Consider the following 19,304-nt stretch of genomic DNA (forward strand, 5'->3'; position numbering starts at 1 on the left):
TTCTGCGTGATTTGAACCTCGATAGATCCCATTATAAGGTGTAAAATAAATACGAAACAGCCAAATGTTCAACTCGTTTTTTGTCTAATTTCACACTGTTCAGAGCCCGTTAATCGGACCTGGTTTTTACTCTAAGGAGGCTCTTGTTATGTACGTTGATTCCCCTCTGATCCATTTGGCCGCTCCGCCCTTTCCTTACTTCATCGAATGCGGACGGACGGTATATGCGCCCGGAGAACAGCATCCAAACCGTGCGGGCATCGGATTGTTCGACCTGCTGCTGGTCGAGCGAGGCGCACTTTATATGGGAGAAGAAAAGAAACGGTGGGCGGTTCCCGCAGGACACATGCTTCTGCTCCTGCCGGACCGCTATCATTATGCGGCCGAGCCGTGCCGGGAAGAGACGTCATTTACCTGGATTCATTTCCGCACGATTGGCGATTGGCGGCAGACAGAAGATGATGTCGTACCGCTGAACCGTGTGGACCATACGGACCGCTTTGGCGTCTCTCCTTATTTCATCCGCCTGCCCCAATTTGGGCCTGGACCCGGTCCCGATACGCCCGGACGGACGGGACTCGCCGAGCTGCTGCTGCAGCTGGCCGGACAACGCCGCTCCAGCGCCGTCTGGGAGCAGCAGCGGATCTTTGAAGAACTATTGCGTTCCCTTGACCTGTCCCGCCACGATTCAGGACGGACGCACGCGCTCGAACTGGCTGAACGGACGGAAGCCTATCTGCGCAGCCATTACACCGAACCGCTGACTAACGCTTCGCTGTCGGAAGCGCTGCATTTTCATTACAATTACTTATCCCGCTGTATGAAACGCGTCTACGGGGTGACTCCGATGGAATACCTGACCGATTACCGGCTGGAGCAGGCCAAGCTGCTGCTGTTGAAAACGGAGCTGCCGGTAGCCCTGATCGCCGAACGCACGGGCTTTGGCAGCACGCCTTATTTCTCCCGCCGGTTTGCCGAGCGGATGGGCAATTCCCCGCTGCGGTTCCGCAGGCGGCACTCCCGGTAATTCCAATTTCTCTCCACCGCTTATTCTCCATAACGTGCTTTATGGCGAGAACACAAGCAGGCCTTTGCCGATATTCCGGCGAAGGCCTGCTTGGCTTGGAGTTCACCTGTAAAATGTGTTATTCCCTGGCTTGTGATGCAAAAAAACTTGCCCGGTTGAACCCGGTTAAAAAACGGCCAGGCCCGTTCTGCAACCCATCCATGCCGCTCTGCCAAGTACGGATGATGCGGACAGTCTGGTCCCGTTTCCGCTCATTCCCTGCTAACGGTGTTCATTAAGTAAGCCTCCTCTGGAAAAGCTATTGTACGGTGGCCTAATAACTTTGCAAAGGAGCATAACAACAATGGGAATTCTGGATGGCAATCCGAAAGACGAACCGCTTCATTACGGCGAAATTAACGGCATCTGGCAGTACTCGACCAAAGCAAAGGGCGCGGTCTCCTCGCTTCAGGCGTTTCATTATCACGCCGGAGACAAGGAATTAAAGAAAGTCATCAGCGAAATGCTGGATCAGGCACGCAAGGAAATCAAAGAGTGCGATAAAATTCTGCACGATAACGGAATTCCTACCTCCCCGGCGCTGCCGGAGCGTCCGATCGCCAAGCTGGAGGATATCCCGATGGGCGCCCGCTTCTCCGATCCTGAAATCGCCGCAGCCCTGTCGGCCAGCGTAGCAGTGAGTTTGGTGGAATGCAGCCAAATTATGGGCATGTCGATCCGCGAGGATATCGGCGCTCTGTTCATGAAGTACCACGGGGTAAAAGCTGCAACGGGATTGTCGCTGCTGCGTCTGAACAAAGAGAAGGGCTGGCTGATTCCTCCTCCGCTTCAACTGAAACGCGACGAGTTAGTTCACGCGTAAGTTAAACTACCACTCGGACTACGGAGCAGGCGACACGGCTTAGGGCCGATGCCTCTACGCTTCTGCCTTTCGCTGAAGACCGCTTGCGGCAGCTATTAGGGCAGCGCCTTTCGCTGAAGACCGCTTGCGGCAGCCATTAGAGCAGCGCCTTTCGCTGAAGACTGCTTGCGGCAGCCATTAGGGGCAGCGCCCGGATCAACACCCGGACGCTGCCCTTCTCCCTTAAGTCAAGAAGCGTTCCGCAGAGGAACCGGCTTCCAGGCAAGAATACTGGACAGCTTAAACGTCCTCGGACCATTTGTCTCCAGGCAGGTTGCCCGCAGCAGTCCGCCGTCCACCCGATTGACGCGAACGCGGCGCTGGGTAAGCTTCCCTTCCCTGTCCATATATACAATCTCCATTACGCAGCCTATATATTTCAACGGCATATTGATCCCTCCACCCTTCATTTATACTGTTCGAGCCTTTATATTGCAGTTCAAGCTCTATATCTGAATCACTGCGTCGAAACCGGACTCGCTTCGCAAGTTCAATCACCAAGACAGCGAACGTTTGTTTGTATTATTATTAAACCAAACATTTGTTCTTAAATCAATGCCGATTGGGAATAAATATACATAGACAGATCATATGTTCCCATTATAATAAAAACCAAGCATCAGCCGCTATAGACACATTCGGCTAGGGGAGAGTGACTCCAATGAAAACGGAACGTGTTATTATGTTATCCGACTGCCAGAGCTTTTACGCTTCGGTCGAAAAGGCCTCCAATCCGCGGTACAACGGCCGCCCGCTGGTTGTGGCGGGCGATCCCGCAAGACGCAGCGGCATCGTGCTTGCCGCCTGCCCCCTGGCGAAGCAGGCCGGGGTGACGACGGCCGAAACGCTGCAGGAAGCGCTAGCCAAATGTCCGGACCTGGTTATCGCCAAACCGCGCATGCAGCATTACATCGATGTTTCGGCTCAAATCACGGATATCCTGCGCACATTCAGCGACCTGGTTGAGCCCTACTCCATCGATGAACAGTTCATCGATGTGACCGGGAGCCGGACGCTGTTCGGCAGCCCCAAAGCAATCGCGGCGGCTATTCAGGACCGGATCCGCAGGGATACCGGGGTGTATACCCGGGTGGGCATCGGCTACTCCAAGGTAACGGCCAAGATGGCATGCGACCTGTGGGCCAAAAAAAACGGCGAAGGTATCTTTACCCTTCCGAAAGAACAGCTGCCCGACCTGCTCTGGCCTCTGCCGATCCGCAGCCTGTTTATGGTGGGCGGGCGGATGGCCGCCCACTTCACAGCAATGGGACTGCCGACGATTGGCAGCCTGGCGCAGCTTCCGCTCGGCGAGCTGAAACGGCGTATGCGCGCCCGCTTTGGCCGCAAAGCCGACATTGACGCCGAACTGTACTGGCGCATCGCCAACGGCATGGACGACAGTCCGGTCAATCCCCACACGCACGAGGAGCCGCCCAAAAGCGTCGGCCACCAGATGACGCTGCCGCGCGATTACCGCACAATGGAGGAAATTTCAATTGTCCTTCTGGAGCTGTGCGAGCTTGTCTGCCGGCGCTGCCGCACCCTCGGGGTAAACGGCTCCGTGGTATCGGTCGGCTGCCGGGGCGCGGATTTCGACCGGCCGGCAGGCTTCTCCCGCCAGGAGACGATGCCGGACCCCGCAAACGCCACCAATCTTGTGTACGAAGCGGCCATGCGGCTGTTCCGCCGCCACTGGGACGGCCAGCCGGTGCGCCGGGTCGGTATCAGTTTGTCCGGATTGTCGGACGAAAATCAGTACCAGCTGACCCTGTTTGAGCCCCGTCCCCGCATCCGCGAGCTGGAGCGGGCTACGGACAGCCTCAAGCGGAAATACGGCGATACGATCATCGGGCGGGCCGCCTCCTTCACCGGCGCGGGGCAAATGAAGGACCGCGCCGCCAAAATCGGCGGGCACTACAAATAGGCGCCCCAGGCGCCGGGACGGTTCGTTTCGGGAGGCGGTTTTCCCCCTCCCCTTCCATGCCGGGGTATCGTTTGGTGGCCCATAGGCAGCGGATTTAAACGGCAGAGACAAGCGGAACTAACAGCAGGCAAAAGAAGGACTTGAATTTTTTCCGGTTCGGGGCGACAATCGGAGATATAACATTCAAGGGGAGGATTTGGGACCAGTGGAACGTCCAGCAACGCAAGCAGAGCCGGATCGGGATATCGTTGATCTGTGTCTGCTGGCCGGGAAAATTATGCTGCAAAACGGGGCGGAAACCTACCGCGTGGAGGACACCATGTCCAGAATGTCGGCCGCGCTTGGTTACCCCGGGGCGCACAGCTATGTCACCCCGACCGTCATTATGTTTGCGACCAGCCCCACGGAGCCGGCCAAGCTGTTCCGGATCGCCGACCGGACGACCGATTTACGCAAGGTGTCCGACGTCAACGACATCTCCCGTCAGCTCAGCCAGCAGGCGCTCACACCGGACGAAGCCCGCGCCAGGCTGATGTCGGTGGACCAGGCGGGTCACGTCTACCCTGTCTGGATGCAGATTGCCGCCGCGGCGGTTACGGGCGGCTGCTTCACCGTTATGTTCAAAGGAAGCCTGCAGGACGCGCTGCCGGCGCTGTTCGTTTCGGGGTTTGGATACATGGCGGCGGTCTATCTCCACCGGCTCGTGCAGATCAAGTTTTTTGCCGAAATTTCAGCCGCGTTTCTGATTGGACTGCTGGCCTTTTTCAGCGTGCAGTGGGGAGTGGGCCGTGAAACGGACAAAATCATCATCGGCTCGGTTATGCCGCTTGTTCCCGGGCTGCTGATCACGAATGCGGTGCGTGATTTGATGGCCGGTCATCTTGTCTCGGGTTTATCCAAAGGCGCCGACGCTTTTCTGACCGCCTTTGCCATCGGGACGGGTATCGGCCTTGCGCTGTCGCTGTTCTAGGGTCAGGGGCCCCGGCTTCACCACTGTATACAAGAAAGAGGTTAACCGTCCATGATACTGCAGCTTGTCGCCAGCTTCCTCGCTTCCGCCACCTTCTGCATGCTGTTCCACGTGCCCAGACGCGCGCTGGTGCAGTGCGGATTTGCGGGCATGGTCGGCTGGTTGATGTACCTGCTGCTCGATCCCGAATGGAAGCCGATCGTCGCCACCTTCGGCGCGACGCTGCTGGTCGGAGTCGTCAGCCAGTTTTTCGCCCGCTCGTTCAAAATGCCCGTCATCATCTTCAGTGTTGGAGGCATCCTTCCTCTTGTGCCAGGCGGTCTCGCCTATGACGCAATGCGCAAATTTGTGGAGGAGGAATACATTACAGCAGTTCAGATTGCCGTCCAGGCTTTAATGCTGTCGGGCGCCATCGCGACCGGGCTCGTGCTGAGCGAGGTGCTCGGGCAAATGTTTCGCCGTATACGCAAATAAGGGCGGTCCCGGAAGGGACGGCCCTTTTTTTATAATGAGTGTGCGATGATAGTTGCTTTCCCCTTCTCAGGCAAAAGCAGGACGCTGCCGAATCCAGGCCAGTGCAAGTGTTCCTTCCCCCGCGTGAATACCGGCTACCGGAATAAACGGCATCACTTCGGTCCGCAGCTCCGGATTCATCTCCCGGATTTCGTCCTCCAGGCGCTGCGCTTCTTCCTTGTTGTTGGCATGCATGATGCAGACGTCTTTGATCAGCGCAAAATCTTTTTTCAGGTGTTCAAGCAGCCGCTGTTTCGTCTTCTTAAAGGAACGGATCTTCTCCTCCACGATGACTTTCCCCTCATCAAACTTCAACAGCAAATGGATTCGCAGCAGCTGGCTCAGCACAAGCTGGGGCCCCGTAACCCGTCCGCTCCGGTGAAGCTGGGTCAGGCTGGCCGGCATCAGATAAAAAGTCATGCCGCGGATCATCTGCTCGATCCGTTCCTTGATCTCATGCACCGAACAGCCCAGCTTCTGCCACTCGACACCGTTCATAATCATCTCGCGGAGCGGAAACGCTCCGGCTTCAGAGTCGATGCAGGTTACGTTGGCTTCGGCGATTTCAGCCGCCTGCATGGAGGTATGGTAGGTGCCGCTCAGCGCGGAAGAACAATGAATAGCGATGATCTCGTCGTATTTGTCTTTTAAATCTTCATACAGCTCTATGAATTCGCCGATCGGAGGTTGAGAGCTGCCGACCTGCTCATGCCGTCTCATCTGTTCATAGAACTCTTCCGCCGTAATATCGATGTTTTCCTTATATGCTTCGTTGTTTACGATCAGCCGGAGCGGAACGATATAAATATGGTTCGCTTTGGCAAAGTCCGCGTCCAGCGTACTGGTGCTGTCGGTTACCCATGCGATAGATTTCATGATGCATCACGTCTCTCTTTCTTGGCTCTCTCCCCCGGCCAGCGGTCAGGTGCCGGCTTCCCCGGAAGGTTGTTACTATCTATATTCCCACAAACAAATAGGGCGAATCAAATTTTGCCCGGTTCCGGGGTTACACCAGCATTATAACCGAGCATACAGGGCTAAAACAGTCACAAAAACGATTTTTGGCTGTCTGAGCCGGTTTATCTTGATATTCTTCAATGTTTTGCCATAATTCTTAAAATATTTCGTTCCCGCTCGGTTTTTCAGGATATTTATTCCAACTGGCTAAGCACCACCTGGGGGCTTGCAGTGCAGTTTTGTTTTGTGAAGCCTAGCGTATTCAGGTCTTCGGTTCGCCGGCAAACAGGGCTAATTCATACGGCTGTTCCGCTACCGAAGTTTTGAGGCTTGGAAAGTCATCCGCTGCGGATGAGGCAAGATCATTTGGCAGATAATCAGCATTACGGGACTTAAATTAACTATTGACAAAATAAAATTTATGTGTTATAATAAAATATTTATGTATTGATATACTCCTAATCTTTGTATATGATAGACATTGTTTCTGGCTGGCCAGCCGTTATCATATCTTCAGGAGGGACGGTTTTGTACAATAAATCGGTGATTGAAATGCTGGAGTTGGAAGTCCAGGTAATGGGGGGAACCGACCGGATCTACCCGGCCGTTGTGTACGGCGAAGAACGTGCCATGCTGGTGGATACCGGTTATCCCGGTCTCGGAACCCGGCTGATGGACGCGTTGGCCGGTTTGGGGATTTCAGCGGATCAACTGGATGCGATTATGATCACCCACCAGGACCTCGACCATATCGGAAGCCTGCCGGAACTTCTGGCGCTAAAAGAGAAAGGGATCACGGTTCTCGCCCATGAACTGGAACGCCCCTACATCGAAGGGCAGCGGATGCTGCTCAAGCATACCCCTGAAGCGCTGGCCGCCGCCGAATCCATGCTTCCGCCGGATCTGCCCGCACCCTGGCGTGAGGCATTTCTCCGGGTGTTAAAACACCCGCCGCACGCGCCGGTTAACACAGTCGTGGCGGACGGCGACGAACTGGAAGGCGGGCTCTGCGTCATTCATACCCCCGGGCACAGTCCGGGGCATATCAGCCTGTATCACCGGCCAAGCCGTATTCTGATCGCTGGCGACGCGCTGACGACAGCCGGAGACGTCCTGTTCGGACCGGACCCCGCCGCTACGCCGGATATGGAAACGGCGCTTGATTCGCTGCGCAAGCTGGCGGATTATGATATCGATTCGGTCATCTGCTATCACGGCGGATGGTACCGGGGGGAAGCGAACAAGCGGATTGCGGCGCTTGCCAAAGCGAAACCACACTGCTGAGCCGCACGGAAGAATAAGAAGGGCATTAGCGGCGAATCCTGCTCGTAGGCTTCCGTTTGAACGGGATGGAATGCAATCGGCCATATTGCGATCAATTGGCTGAATAACACCATAACACGTCAATTCACGCATTTGCACGCGATAAAGCGCCCAGGGCATACAAGCCTAGGGCGCTTTTTGTCTTCTTTATTCAGCCGCCACAATCCGGATGCCAATGTTCCACGGATCAGTAAGCGTCAGCATTCCGCTGTCTTCGGCCGTTTCCACCCCGGCGGCAGCCGCCCGCTGGCGGATCACTTCAAAATCACCCGGGTCCGGCACCACAATGGTGAAAAAATCAATGTTCGGCGCATCCGCAGGCGCAGGCGCCGCCCCTTCGCCCGCCCATACATTCAGGCCGACATGGTGGTGATAGCCGCCGGCGGACACAAACAGGGCCGCACCGCCATAATAAGCCGTCAGTTCGAAGCCAAGAACACCGCAATAAAAGCTTCTGGCGCGTTCCAGGTTGCCTACATGGAAATGAACGTGACCGATTACGGTCCCTGCCGGCAGTCCGTTCCAGACGAGTCCTGCCGATGCGGCCAGCAGCCCGTCGACGTCCACAGGATCTGTGGTCATCACATAATACCCCTCGCTGTCCCGTTTCCATCCGCTGCGCGGCCGGTCCGCGTACAGCTCAATCCCGTTGTTGTCCGGATCCTGAATATACAGCGCTTCGCTCACAAGATGGTCGCCCTGGCCGATATGAATCCCCGCATCGATCATATTCCGGAGGACCAGCCCCAGACTCGGACGGTCCGGCAGCAGGATGGCAAAATGATACAGCCCGGCAGCCGAGCTTCGGCCCAGCGGCCGCGGTGCTGCAATCTGTCTGAGAATGAGCAGCGGAGTACGCCCGTCCGCCGTCAGCTCCGCCCGGTCTTTTTCCCGGCTCAGCAGTTTAAGCCCCACAACTTTTTCATAAAACAAAATGGACCGTTCAAGCTCGCTGACCCGGATCTGTACGCTTCCAAGCCGGGTATCGGCAGGCAGTACCGCGGTCGATGTCATAACAAACACTCCTCTTCTTGTAATCAATTCAGTTACAAGTAACTATATTTAGTATAGTAACATTATTTTTCTTTGTCAATGAATTCAACAAAAAACCGGAAGCTTCTCTTCCGCCTCCGGCTTTCCTAACAGCGTCCGCGTTGTTCACACGCCTTCGTCTGCAGTTATATCATTGGTTTTATACTGGCATTCCATTCATCACCTGGGTCAGCGTTGTCCGGGCGAGCACATTTTCCAGCGCCTGCTGGGCTTCCGCAAAAATAGGGATGATCGTCTGCTGGATATTCCGGCCGACGGGACACTCAGGATTGGGCTGCTCGTGAACGCCAAACAGCGCGTTCTCCGGTGCGGCCTGCACTGCCCGGTAAATATCCAGCAAGGTGATCTCGTCCGCGCTCCGGGCCAGCTTGGCTCCGGCCACACCAGGACGAACCTCAACCAGCCCGGCCTTGTGAAGCATTCCCGTGATGCGCCGGATGACCACCGGGTTGGTGTTTACGCTGCCCGCAATCCATTCGGAGGTGCATTTTTCGTCCTTATTTGCTTCAAGCAAAGTCATAATGTGGATGCCGACCGCAAACCGGGTATTGATGCCGCTCATGCGCATCCTTCCTTTCCGCTTCCGTCCTCCCCTGCCGGGGAAGACATGCAACAATTATAGTTACAATTATACCTCCGATTGTCAAGCGGCGGAAGGGACGGGCCTGCATCTGCCCGGACAACCGATTCTTAACCGTACGCACCCGCTTCCGTGTTCGCATTTCGGCGGCGCGCTCCGCATATTTTTGCTTTCCCGGCATCGCACAGCGCCTTCCCCCATTCTTAGACGCCTTCAGGATGCATGATCCCAAGCCGCAGCGCACTATCCCATGCCGCAGCAGGCCAACCTCAGGCCTTCGTCAAAATCATCGGCTCTTCCCTGGTTACGACGATCGTGTGCTCGAACTGCGCCGCCCGGCCGCCGCGCGGCAGCGTGAGTGTCCAGCCGTCCGCCTGCTGCTCAACAAATTGGGCGCTTTTCGTGAGGAATGGCTCCACCGTAATCACCTGGCCGTCCTGAAGGATCATGGTGTCACGTGGATGATAATAGGGCAAAATCTCAAACGGTTCCTCGTGCAGCGCTCTGCCGATGCCGTGGCTGCACAGGTTGCGTACCACCTTGTACCCGCGTTTTTTGGCCTCCAGCTCCATCACTTTGCCGATTTCGTTCACTTTCATTCCCGCCCGCAGGTGGCGGATAACCGCCATCATCGTCTCTTCGGTGCTCCGGCACAGCCGCTCCACCCGTTCGTCGCTGGGCGTAAGCTGAAAAGAGACGCCCGAATCACTGTAATAGCCGTTCAGCTCCGCCGAGACGTCGATATTAATGAGATCGCCGGCTTTGATGACCCGCTTTCCGGGAATGCCGTGAGCAACCTCTTCGTTTAGACTGATGCAGGTTGCGCCCGGAAAATCATACATCGCCTTTGGGGCGGACAAAGCGCCGTGGCGGGATAAAAATTCTTCACCGATGCGGTCAAGCTCCGCCGTCGTCATACCCGGACGAACCTGCCGCTTCATTTCGGCAATGCACTGGGCGACCACCCGTCCGGCCGCCTTCAAGCCTTCCAAATCCGCTGGGGATTCGATAATCATATGCTGTCTCTCCTTTTGCCGTCGTTCCTATAGTCTATGCCCGAAACGCCGCTTCGTTATCTGTTTATCATACGCCCCGGACAGCCGGCGGGTCAAAAAAAGAGCCGCCCCCGGCAGGGAGCGGCATCTGTAAGCAGCATATAACAGACCAGTGGACGCTTACAGCGCGCCTACCGTCTTCATCCAGGCTTCGGCAATCAGCGCATGTCCAGCCGGGGACGGATGTACGCCGTCCGGCGCCCAGAAAGCGCACTCCGCGCGGGTTGAGGCCTGCGCGAACAACCCGTCAAGCGGAACCAGCAGCGCCCCGTATTCCCGGGCCAGACTGCGGACAACGTCAATCTTCGGATCCAGGTCTTCCCGCCAGGTCTTCCGGTCTTCCGGCACGGGCAGCACAAACGGCTCGATCAAGACGAGCTTCGCGTCCAGCGACTCGCGGGTACGGTCCAGCAAGTCACGGTATGAAGCTTCATACTGCTCCGCCGTGGTCTGCATATTACTATCGTAACGCCGCCAGGTGTCGTTGATTCCGATATATATGGACACCCATGTCGGCTTCAGATCAAGACAGTCGCGGTCCCAGCGCTGCTGCAGATCCACCGCCCGGTTGCCTGAAATCCCCCGGTTAATAAAAGTCAGTTTCTTCTCCGGATACAGCGCGCCGAGCCGTCCGGCCACCATCAGCGGGTACCCCGTTCCCAGCGAAACACCGTCTTCATAATGGCGTCCCGCATCCGTAATGCTGTCTCCCTGAAACAGGATCACATCATTGTCTTTCAGCAGCATGATTCCATTCCTCCCCGAGTATGTATAGCAGAGCCTTCGCCCGGAAAGAGTCATGGACCGGCCCTGTTAACCTGGTTTATTATAGCAAATTACGCAGAATGTGAAAACGCTATTTTATCTCGGAAGGTGTATTTTTACAGTTGAATCGAGTCAAAAATATGCCCCCGCTCTTTAAAAAACAACCCCATCCGTATACTGCTCCTTGATGGCCCAAAACTCGTCAAAATGGGCCAAAAACAGGTCGGTCAGCTCCGGATCAAAATGCGCTCCCCGCTCCTCCCGGAACAGCGCCCGGATGCGCTCGGGCTCCCACGCTTTTTTGTAGACACGGTCGCTCGCCAGCGCGTCGAATACGTCCGCGACGGCCGTGATCCGGCCGTACAAATGAATGTCTTCGCCCCGGAGTCCGGACGGATAGCCGGTGCCGTTGTATTTTTCATGATGCTGAAGGGCGATGACCGCCGCGGCTTTAATGATTTTGCGCGTCGAATGCTTCAGCATATCGTAGCCGATCCTGGAGTGCGTCTTCATGATCTCGAACTCCTCGGAGGTAAGCCGGCCCGGCTTGTTCAGAATGCTGTCGCTAATGGCAATTTTGCCCACATCGTGCATGGGGCTGGCCAGCCGGATCAGCTCGGCTTCCTCCTCGCTCAGCCCGTACCGCAGCGCCAGCAGCTTGCTGTATTCGGCGACACGTTTGACGTGGTTCCCGGTCTCCTTGGAACGGGTTTCGGCGATTTCGCCCATGGTAAAAATAATTTCTTTTTGCGTCTGGTCGATCTCCTCGTGCAGGCTCTGGATCGTCTTCAAATCCCGGTAATTCCGGAGCGAAGCAATCAGCGCGGTGAACAGCTTCTGGGAGGTCAGCTCGGTTTTTTCCTTATAATCGTTGATGTCGTATTGGGTGATCACCCGCGTCTCGGGGGCTTCGCCCGGCTGCCCGGTGCGCAAAATAATCCGCACTTCCCGGTTATGCAGCTCTTCCCGGATATAACGGACCACCTGCAGGCCGGAGTCGTCCCGCTCCATCACTACGTCCAGCAGGATCACCGCCAGATCGGGATGCAGCTGAACCATCCGGATCGCTTCTTCACCGGAATAGGCATGCAGCAGGGACAACGGCCGCTCCTGAAAGCTGAAATCAGCGGTCACCATGCGGGTAACCCGGTGCACTTCGTCATGATCATCGACAACCAGCACCTTCCAGGCCTCCGCCGCTTCCCGGCCCGCTTCTTCCTCTTCTTCAGCGAACCGCAGTGCTTCGTCTTCCGCTTCCCCGGCGAACAGCAGCGCTTCTCCCTCCGCCTCCGCCCCGGCAAACAGCGGCGTCTCATCTTCCGCTTCCCCGGCAAACAACGGCGTCTCATCCTCCGCTTCCGCTCCGGGAGCCATGATGGCTTCATCTGCCCCCGGTGCGCCTTCGATCCGCTCGTAGTCTTCCTCGTTATTGATCATCATGCCGTCTCCCCTACAGGAATATGAATCGTGAATATCGTCCCTTTTCCCGGTTCGCTGTCGCATTCTATCGTGCCGCCAAGGGATTGGGATACCAGGTTGTAAATGATGTGCATGCCGAGGCCCGTTCCGCCGCCGGCCCGGTTTGTCGTGAAAAACGGATCATAAATGCGTTCTTTCACCTCGGGCGTCATCCCTTTGCCGTCGTCGGCATACCGGAGATACAGGCCGCCATTTTCTTCGCCGGTTTCAATCCGGATCGTCCCCGGCTGCCCCGGATCATACGCATGGGTGATCGAATTCATGACCAGGTTGGTCAAAATTTGCGAAAACGCCCCCGGATCTCCGCGGTACGTAAGCCCGTCCGGCCCGGAAAGCACGGCCTCAATCCCGCACTTCCGCAGCGGCGGCCCCAAGCTGACCAGCACCTCGCGGAGATAGGCTTTGACGTCAAAGCTTCGCTGAAGCTCGGTGGACTGGTCCACCGCGACCTGCTTAAAGCCTTTCACCAGTTCCGCGGTCCGTGCCAGGTTCGTGGACACAATCCGCGCCGATTCATCCACCAGCTGCAGGTAGGCGTTCAGGTCGGATTTTTTGAGCCGGTTCTCGCGGAAACGTTCTTCCATCTCCCGTGTTTTCTCCCCCAGATGCGAAGAAGCGGTGACGCTGATGCCAACCGGCGTGTTGATCTCATGCGCGATGCCGGCGACCAGCGCCCCAAGCGCGGCCATTTTCTCGGATTCGACCAGCTGTTTCTGCGCGTTTTTCAAATCATCCAGCGTTGTGGTCAGCTCCCGGGTCCGTTCCCCGACCGTCGCTTCCAGCTCCTGCGACCACATCCGCTGCTTCGCGGACAGCTGCTCAACCGACCGGAATGCTTTGGAGAACTTGATCGAAAGCAGAAACGCTTGGGCGAAAATAAACACAAACAGGCCAAACTTCGTCATATCCAGGCTGGCGATCCAGCTGTTGTAGTAAAGCAAATCGTTAACGATGGTCAAAGCCATCACACCAAACAGGATGCAGCAGAGCAAAGCGCCTTCCCGCCCGCGTCTGGCCGCCGCGATAAACACATAGATGACATAAGGCGCATACACGGCAAGCGATACATGGCTGACAGGCAGCGTATACGTAAACAGCCAAGCGGGCAGCACCAGAACGAGCACGCCCAGCAGCAGATCAAAGCCAACAAGAATCCGCACCATCGTCTTATGGATATCTTTAGGAAACAGCGATTGCACGTACAAAATAAACAACGCCGGGCTGAGATACTGTCCGAGATACTCCAGCTTCTTGTAGCCTTCGAACCCGAGCCCCGGAAACAGCTGGTTCACGTACACCTCGCCCATAAACAGGGACCGCAGTCCTAATAACAGGCAAAATCCGCCAAAATACAGCGGCGCCCGGTCCTGGCGCCTAAGCGAAAACAGGCCAAGATGGTACAGTCCCATCATGACGATGGCTCCTGCCGTGAACAGCTCTGATGTACTCCGCTTGTTCCAAAAAGCGTTCACCGCCTCGGCTTCCCCGATGCGGATCGGGTCCCACACGCCGCCCGTCCGCTGCACATAGTTGGATACCTGCAGCAGGATTTCATTGTCGGCACGGGCCGTAAACGGTACAACCCGGGGTTCGTATTTGCCCGCCATTGCGCTGCGGGAGGTGCCGGTCCTGCCGCCTGCCGCCGCCTCCTCCCCGTTAATCCAGAGCCGGTAAGCGGATTCAATGCCGTAAGGCATGTACAACGCGTAGGGTTTGCCTGCCGCGTCCTCTCCCAGCCGGACCCGCAGCCGGTAGGTTGCGTGACCGCTCCCCGAACCGGCGGCTTCCTCTTTATGCCAGAAGGCGGGAACCCGGATAAAATCCGGCGGTTCCGCCGGTCCGGAGGCCGCGAAATCTTCCGGCGTCAGCAGCCGGTTCCAGTAAAACTCCCATTCGCCGTTCAGCGCCGGCGTATTCCCGCCGCTTGCCTGCGGTCCCGACAGGTCGATGCTCCCCCGCTCCGCTTCGGCGGCCGCCGCCAGAGCGGTATCCCGCCCGGATCCCGCCAACGTCAGGGCAAGGATCAACAGCAGCACAGTAAGCAACCATTTGTTAGCAGTCCGTGGCATCATGTTCTTCCTTTTTAGGTATAAAGTAAGGGATTAGGCCTTATCACACCCGCCAATCTGTGGGCTGTAATCTAACTCTATAATGCTTCGTGCCGAATTACAACAAAAAAACAAGACTGTCAATCCTCCCCTGACAGCCTTGCTTCCATTATACGATTCGGGTAAAAACATCCGGTCTCCGCTCTTGTCTTCACCGGTTTATCTTGCTCTGCAGTTACCGCACCCGGCATAGATCTTCACAGCGCCGATATCCTGCGAAATTTCTTTGCCGATCAGAGCGGCGTCAAAGTCAATCCGCTTCTGTTCGCCAGGCCGGATCCGCTCCACCCGGCTGGTAAGACCAGTCGCCGTATCGCCCCCGATCAGCGCACCGTCATGATCATAAAATTCGACAATGGCTTCCAACTTGGTTGTATCCACGTTAATGGTTGAAGAATTCCCGAATAGTGCGTCCACCTTCAACCAGGTGTTCCCCGAGTCCGTTTCCTCAAACCGGTAGGCAAACTCCAAGACGTCCAGCAGCGTATACGGGTCCGCCCCGTCCTCCCTGTATACATTCCATTCAGATTCACTGTGCCCGTAATCCTCGCGGAACGACAGCTCCGGCACCATACCGGTGGCGGCAAGATGCGCTGTCTCTCCCGGCTGCAGCGTGCGCCGGGCGCTTGCCCAAAACAGATCCTCCGCCGTGCTGTAGAGCAGCTCTTCACCGCCGGAATCAATAATCCGAGTCGAAATTCCGCCGATGGTAACGGGATAATCGTGAGGATTTTTTACTGTAAGCGCTTTGGTCAGGTGCAGCAGCTCGCTTTCCCCGGGCTTGGCCGGCCCCGCACCAGTGTAACCGAAAATCCGCTCCACTTCGTTTAGGACCACGACTGATGGAGCCGGGGCTGCAGCCGGTTCCGCCACCGGCTCCTCTTCCGGTTCCGGCTTGTTCATCATCAATAGCACCACTGCTATAACAGCCAGCAGCAGCAGATTAAACTTCCAAAGCTTCGACATTCCGTTCCCCCATCGCTGAAAAAATACCGCCCCGGCAAATCCGGGTGTGTCCAACGACTCATTATAGTTAATTTTTCCTGTATGCGCCAGACTTTTTGCATCTGCGGGCCTATAGTCCGGGTTAGCATTAAAAAAGCAGACCGGCCGGCAAGAGGAGGCTTTGCCGGCCGGTTAGAGCTACATTCGTGTATTCACTTCTTCGCATACCGCAAAATCGCAGCCGCAGCCCTCACGCGCCGGTCCGGACAATCGCTTCGCAAAGCCTGTTTCAGCACGTCCAGCGCTTCCGCAATCGTTTCGGGGTCGACCCCGTAGTCGTGGTCGGCCGGAGCCGCCGTGCCCGCCGCGGGATGCCATTCCGGCAGCCAGCGCGCCAGTCCGGACGTTTCCCAGGAGAAACGGGCGGCGGATACGGCTGCTGGCTCCGCCACCAGTTCCGCCGCCTGAGCCCCAAGCGCCGTCTTCGGAATCCGGCTCAGCCACGTCACGCCGCGCCGGTGCTGCGTGCCTGCCGCCGACGCTTCCGGGCTGTCGTCGAAGAAGTATTCACCGATGTCGCCCAAATGCACATACTCCCCGCCATCAAGCAAAATAAAGTCGCCGTCCTTCATCCCGCTGGTGAACAAGATGAAGGAAGCAAGCGCCCCCGCATCCCCGGGCCTGGAGGGGATCTCCTGGTGATCTTCCGCATGGTTCCCGCTTGCAGTCGCAGGCTGAGCAAGCCGCTCGGCTGCGCCGGATTCATGAACCTTTGAGGATAGCGGGCCGCCACTGAGAGCGACGTAGTTTTCTTTTAGAAAATGCTCCAGCCGCCCGCTTCCCGGCGGCCCGCTTTTGATCTGATACAGTTTCAATGCAGTTACCCCCCCAAAATCCATCTCTCTTAGCCTGAAAAAAACAAAAACACTTCACTTGGCGACTTGCAGTACCGCATGGTTAAGCGCCTTGTCGCCGCAGCCGGTCAAAATATACTCGGCCGCCTGTGCGCCGTCCTGCCGGACCACTGCCTTGCAGCTGGTAATGCGCCGCTTGGCATCGCCGAAGGCATCAAGCCGGTTATCGTAGATGTAGCGGATCCGGGTGCCGTCATAATCCAGCACGGAGAACACCGGGTCCCCTTCCAGCGTAAACGCAGCGATCCGCACCGACGCTGGCTGCTTGTGTTCAAGACGATCCAGAAATGCCGTCCATTTCTCCACATTCTCTGTTCCGCCTGGCGTGTGGAGAACATCGCCGTTTCGGCGGGCGTCCTCCCACCTGTAGTCGACCGTCTCTATGAATTGCCGCAAAGTATGAGCGGAGGTTTTCGTTAGTTGGTAACCGGTTCCCGTATCCTCAGTATAAGTGAACATTCCCGATTCCGCGGCTTCATCCAGCCATAAATGGATGGAAACCGGTCCGTTTTGGCCCTCGATGACCGCATCATACAGCGGTTCGGTCAGATCCAGCTCGCCGGGGTAACGCTCAGCTGTCCGGATCGCTTCTTCAAAAGCCCGCACCGCCTCGGGCTCCCGCAGTTCGCCATAAGGGTGTGGACTGACCGAGCCGAAGACACCGCCCAGCGTAAGCCGCACCCGCTCCTCTCTCACGGATGCCGCTCCCCCGGAGCCGGTATCATGCGCCGGGTTGTGGAACGAAGCGGCAGCTGTTCCCGTGGCTTGTGGAACCGCAGCGTTCAGCGCAGCCGTACCCGTGGCCTGTGGAACCCCAGCGTCTGGGGAAGCTGTTCCTGTGACTTGCACAGATGCAGTATCCGGGGCAGTCACCTCCGTGGCTCGCGCAGCTGCAGCATCCGGCGCAGCCGTACCCGCCACTTGCGGTTCCGCAGCATACGGCGCGGCCTCCCGCCCGGTCCCTTGTCCGCCCATACAGCCTGCCAGCAGGACGCATGCCGCAATCATCGCGCTCCATTTTGCCAATCGCATCGTATCCTCCCTTTTCCCCTTCAGACGAAGCTGCCGCTGCGAGAGTTGCGGGCGTTCGGAGAAAATAAAGCGTTAGGCTGCCTTTCCTGTTAAAGAACTATAACACCTGATTAAGCTTGCTTTCAGGTTCTTCACCGTTTTCTATATGTTTTATATTATTCACAAAGAAATCATATCTTTTTTTATGCAACTTGACGCCATCCGGCATGCCGGCAGTATGGGGAGTAAGTATGACATTACTCAGCTCCCTTAGTTCGCTGTAAATTGAAAGCGGTTCAGATTCAAACACATCCAAACATGCTCCTGAAATTTCTTTATCTTTTAAAGCAGCTATTAAGTCATTTTCATTGACGATCCCGCCGCGAGCCGTATTGATAAAAAGTGCGGTATTCTTCATCTTTTGGAATACTCCTTTATCGATCAGCTGTTTGGTTTGCGGATTCAGTGACGTGTGTACAGTGACTATATCTGATGCGCCTACAAGATGATCGAAATCCGTCATTTTTACAAAGCTGTCAGGTTGTACCGCGGCATGTCTAGTACTAACCAGCACATTCATATCAAAAACCCTGCAAAACTCAGCTACTTTTTTACCGACAGCACCAAAGCCTATAATCCCTACTGTTTTACCTCCCAATTCACCTCCTGTATAATCCAATTGTTTTTCATCTATTCTGGTTTTCATGAATCTATCAAGGTAAGGTATGTTTTTATAATAAGACAATATCAGCGCCATTACATGCTCGGCCACCGCCTGCGCATTCACTCCTGCCGCATTAGCTACCCAAATCCCTAGTTCTGTGCAGGTATCAACATCTACATTGTCATACCCTGCGCCCGTCTGTACCAGCTTCAATTTTTTTGCCATGGAAAGTAAGCCGCGATCCACTTTGACATGCTCAGGGATGATGACCTGGCAGTCTTCAATATGTTGCAGCATTTCTTTTCCCGGCGGCACAATCACAATGTCCCAGTCATTAGGAAAATAATTTATAATATTTGTTTTTGAAGTTTGTGTAAAATGGCCTACTAGAAGAATTTTCATTGTAAAATACCTCCATTTCTTTGTTTTTACAATAATAGTTTTAGTGATATTTGTAAAATTGATAGCCTGGTTAAGGTCAGGCGAGTCTTGGGCAGCCGGTCAAAATATACTCGGCCGCCTACGCGCGTCCTGCCGGACCACTGCTTTGCAGCTGGTAATGGGCCGCTTGGCATCGCCGAAGGGACTGTAGTCATGACACGCGGTTTTGAGTCGAAGAAGCATCAGCTTTTGAAAAAAATAAGTTTTAGGGTGATCCATTAGGGTGTGTACGCAAACTGTAAATTAGGGGAATTAGGGGAATTAAGGAAATACTCTGCGAATTCATAAGTCTGAGTGAGGAAACTGAATCGTTTCGAGGTAGCTGAATCGTGTCTTCCCTGCTAGTCTGATTGCAGTACAATAACATTGCACAATCTGTCAATCCGTATGAATGGGTAGAGTGCCAAGTTGGGACGGGTGTGGCGAGGTCACCTGTTTATTGTCAGATCGATCTCCATTATACATAACCCTTTGTAACGAATCCTCTCCTGTGACACACCCGCAGCGGATTACCATAGAACGCGATACGGAGGTCTTTCCGGACCCAGCGGCCGTTATTTCTGAAATTTTTGGGCTTTGGTATGCCTTGGCGGACTCCAGTTCCGTTATTCGTGCCGAAAACATACAAACTATGGATTCTCTGCGTAAATAGGTGCATCTGAGTCCGGAAATTT

The 19,304-nt window shown here is 55.7% G+C and carries 18 protein-coding genes; 6 read left to right on the forward strand and 12 right to left on the reverse strand.

All coding sequences use genetic code 11. From position 1 onward, the window contains the following. The first annotated feature begins 148 nt into the window (after window positions 1-148). Together ACE6ED_RS04595 and ACE6ED_RS04600 are read left to right on the forward strand one after the other, a co-directional pair. A complete protein-coding gene (locus tag ACE6ED_RS04595; protein WP_410825817.1) occupies window positions 149-1,027 on the forward strand; it encodes a helix-turn-helix transcriptional regulator in 879 nt (292 codons plus the stop codon). 343 nt (window positions 1,028-1,370) lie between these two features. Beyond that, window positions 1,371-1,889, forward strand: coding sequence for a DUF3231 family protein (locus ACE6ED_RS04600; protein WP_410825819.1), 519 nt, complete (start codon window positions 1,371-1,373; stop codon window positions 1,887-1,889). Window positions 1,890-2,116: 227 nt separating this feature from the next. Here ACE6ED_RS04600 and ACE6ED_RS04605 read toward each other — a convergent pair whose 3' ends face one another. Beyond that, the gene (locus ACE6ED_RS04605) at window positions 2,117-2,317 is read right to left on the reverse strand and encodes a hypothetical protein (RefSeq protein WP_410825821.1); all 201 of its coding nucleotides are present in this window, start codon (window positions 2,315-2,317) and stop codon (window positions 2,117-2,119) included. Between the two features lie 272 nt (window positions 2,318-2,589). On the opposite strand from ACE6ED_RS04605, the gene ACE6ED_RS04610 reads away from it, so the two are divergent. From ACE6ED_RS04610 to ACE6ED_RS04620, 3 genes are all read left to right on the forward strand, one after another. Then, a complete protein-coding gene (locus tag ACE6ED_RS04610; protein WP_410825822.1) occupies window positions 2,590-3,852 on the forward strand; it encodes a DNA polymerase IV in 1,263 nt (420 codons plus the stop codon). 205 nt (window positions 3,853-4,057) lie between these two features. Beyond that, complete coding sequence (locus tag ACE6ED_RS04615; protein WP_410825824.1) at window positions 4,058-4,822, forward strand: threonine/serine exporter family protein; 765 nt, start codon at window positions 4,058-4,060, stop codon at window positions 4,820-4,822. Between the two features lie 51 nt (window positions 4,823-4,873). Beyond that, complete coding sequence (locus ACE6ED_RS04620) at window positions 4,874-5,296, forward strand: threonine/serine exporter family protein (RefSeq protein ID WP_410825826.1); 423 nt, start codon at window positions 4,874-4,876, stop codon at window positions 5,294-5,296. Window positions 5,297-5,362: 66 nt separating this feature from the next. Here ACE6ED_RS04620 and ACE6ED_RS04625 read toward each other — a convergent pair whose 3' ends face one another. Further along, window positions 5,363-6,211, reverse strand: a complete 849-nt coding sequence (locus ACE6ED_RS04625) for a DegV family protein (RefSeq protein WP_410825828.1) — start codon at window positions 6,209-6,211, stop codon at window positions 5,363-5,365. Window positions 6,212-6,820: 609 nt separating this feature from the next. Here ACE6ED_RS04625 and ACE6ED_RS04630 point away from each other — a divergent pair. Beyond that, window positions 6,821-7,576: an MBL fold metallo-hydrolase gene (locus ACE6ED_RS04630; protein ID WP_410825829.1), complete on the forward strand. Its 756-nt coding sequence runs from the start codon at window positions 6,821-6,823 to the stop codon at window positions 7,574-7,576. A gap of 186 nt (window positions 7,577-7,762) precedes the next feature. On the opposite strand, the gene ACE6ED_RS04635 is transcribed toward ACE6ED_RS04630, so the two are convergent. The 10 genes from ACE6ED_RS04635 to ACE6ED_RS04680 form a co-directional block, all read right to left on the reverse strand. After that, window positions 7,763-8,629 carry a VOC family protein gene (locus tag ACE6ED_RS04635; RefSeq protein ID WP_410825830.1) on the reverse strand — a complete coding sequence of 289 codons (867 nt, stop codon included), beginning with the start codon at window positions 8,627-8,629 and terminating at the stop codon, window positions 7,763-7,765. Between the two features lie 178 nt (window positions 8,630-8,807). Further along, window positions 8,808-9,230 (reverse strand): Rrf2 family transcriptional regulator, encoded by a 423-nt coding sequence (locus tag ACE6ED_RS04640; RefSeq protein WP_410825832.1) that lies wholly within the window; start codon window positions 9,228-9,230, stop codon window positions 8,808-8,810. 287 nt (window positions 9,231-9,517) lie between these two features. Next, window positions 9,518-10,264 carry a type I methionyl aminopeptidase gene (gene map, locus ACE6ED_RS04645; protein WP_410825833.1) on the reverse strand — a complete coding sequence of 249 codons (747 nt, stop codon included), beginning with the start codon at window positions 10,262-10,264 and terminating at the stop codon, window positions 9,518-9,520. A 159-nt stretch (window positions 10,265-10,423) separates the two neighbouring features. Beyond that, window positions 10,424-11,050 (reverse strand): SGNH/GDSL hydrolase family protein, encoded by a 627-nt coding sequence (locus tag ACE6ED_RS04650; protein WP_410825834.1) that lies wholly within the window; start codon window positions 11,048-11,050, stop codon window positions 10,424-10,426. A gap of 171 nt (window positions 11,051-11,221) precedes the next feature. After that, the gene (locus ACE6ED_RS04655) at window positions 11,222-12,508 is read right to left on the reverse strand and encodes an HD domain-containing phosphohydrolase (protein WP_410825836.1); all 1,287 of its coding nucleotides are present in this window, start codon (window positions 12,506-12,508) and stop codon (window positions 11,222-11,224) included. Next, on the reverse strand, window positions 12,505-14,619 hold the full coding sequence (locus tag ACE6ED_RS04660) for an ATP-binding protein (protein WP_410825837.1): 2,115 nt from the start codon (window positions 14,617-14,619) through the stop codon (window positions 12,505-12,507). Before ACE6ED_RS04660 ends, ACE6ED_RS04655 begins: the two co-directional genes overlap by 4 nt. A gap of 195 nt (window positions 14,620-14,814) precedes the next feature. After that, the gene (locus tag ACE6ED_RS04665; protein WP_410825839.1) at window positions 14,815-15,621 is read right to left on the reverse strand and encodes a hypothetical protein; all 807 of its coding nucleotides are present in this window, start codon (window positions 15,619-15,621) and stop codon (window positions 14,815-14,817) included. A 191-nt stretch (window positions 15,622-15,812) separates the two neighbouring features. After that, window positions 15,813-16,475, reverse strand: a complete 663-nt coding sequence (locus tag ACE6ED_RS04670) for a hypothetical protein (protein WP_410825840.1) — start codon at window positions 16,473-16,475, stop codon at window positions 15,813-15,815. Between the two features lie 54 nt (window positions 16,476-16,529). Further along, window positions 16,530-17,546: a DUF4362 domain-containing protein gene (locus ACE6ED_RS04675; protein ID WP_410825841.1), complete on the reverse strand. Its 1,017-nt coding sequence runs from the start codon at window positions 17,544-17,546 to the stop codon at window positions 16,530-16,532. Window positions 17,547-17,643: 97 nt separating this feature from the next. Beyond that, entirely contained in the window at window positions 17,644-18,591 is a 948-nt protein-coding gene (locus ACE6ED_RS04680; protein WP_410825842.1) for an NAD(P)-dependent oxidoreductase, read from the reverse strand. Window positions 18,592-19,304 lie beyond the last annotated feature (713 nt).

Source organism: Paenibacillus nanchangensis (assembly GCF_046543445.1).
Taxonomy (GTDB): Bacteria; Bacillota; Bacilli; order Paenibacillales; family Paenibacillaceae; genus Paenibacillus_AQ; species Paenibacillus_AQ nanchangensis.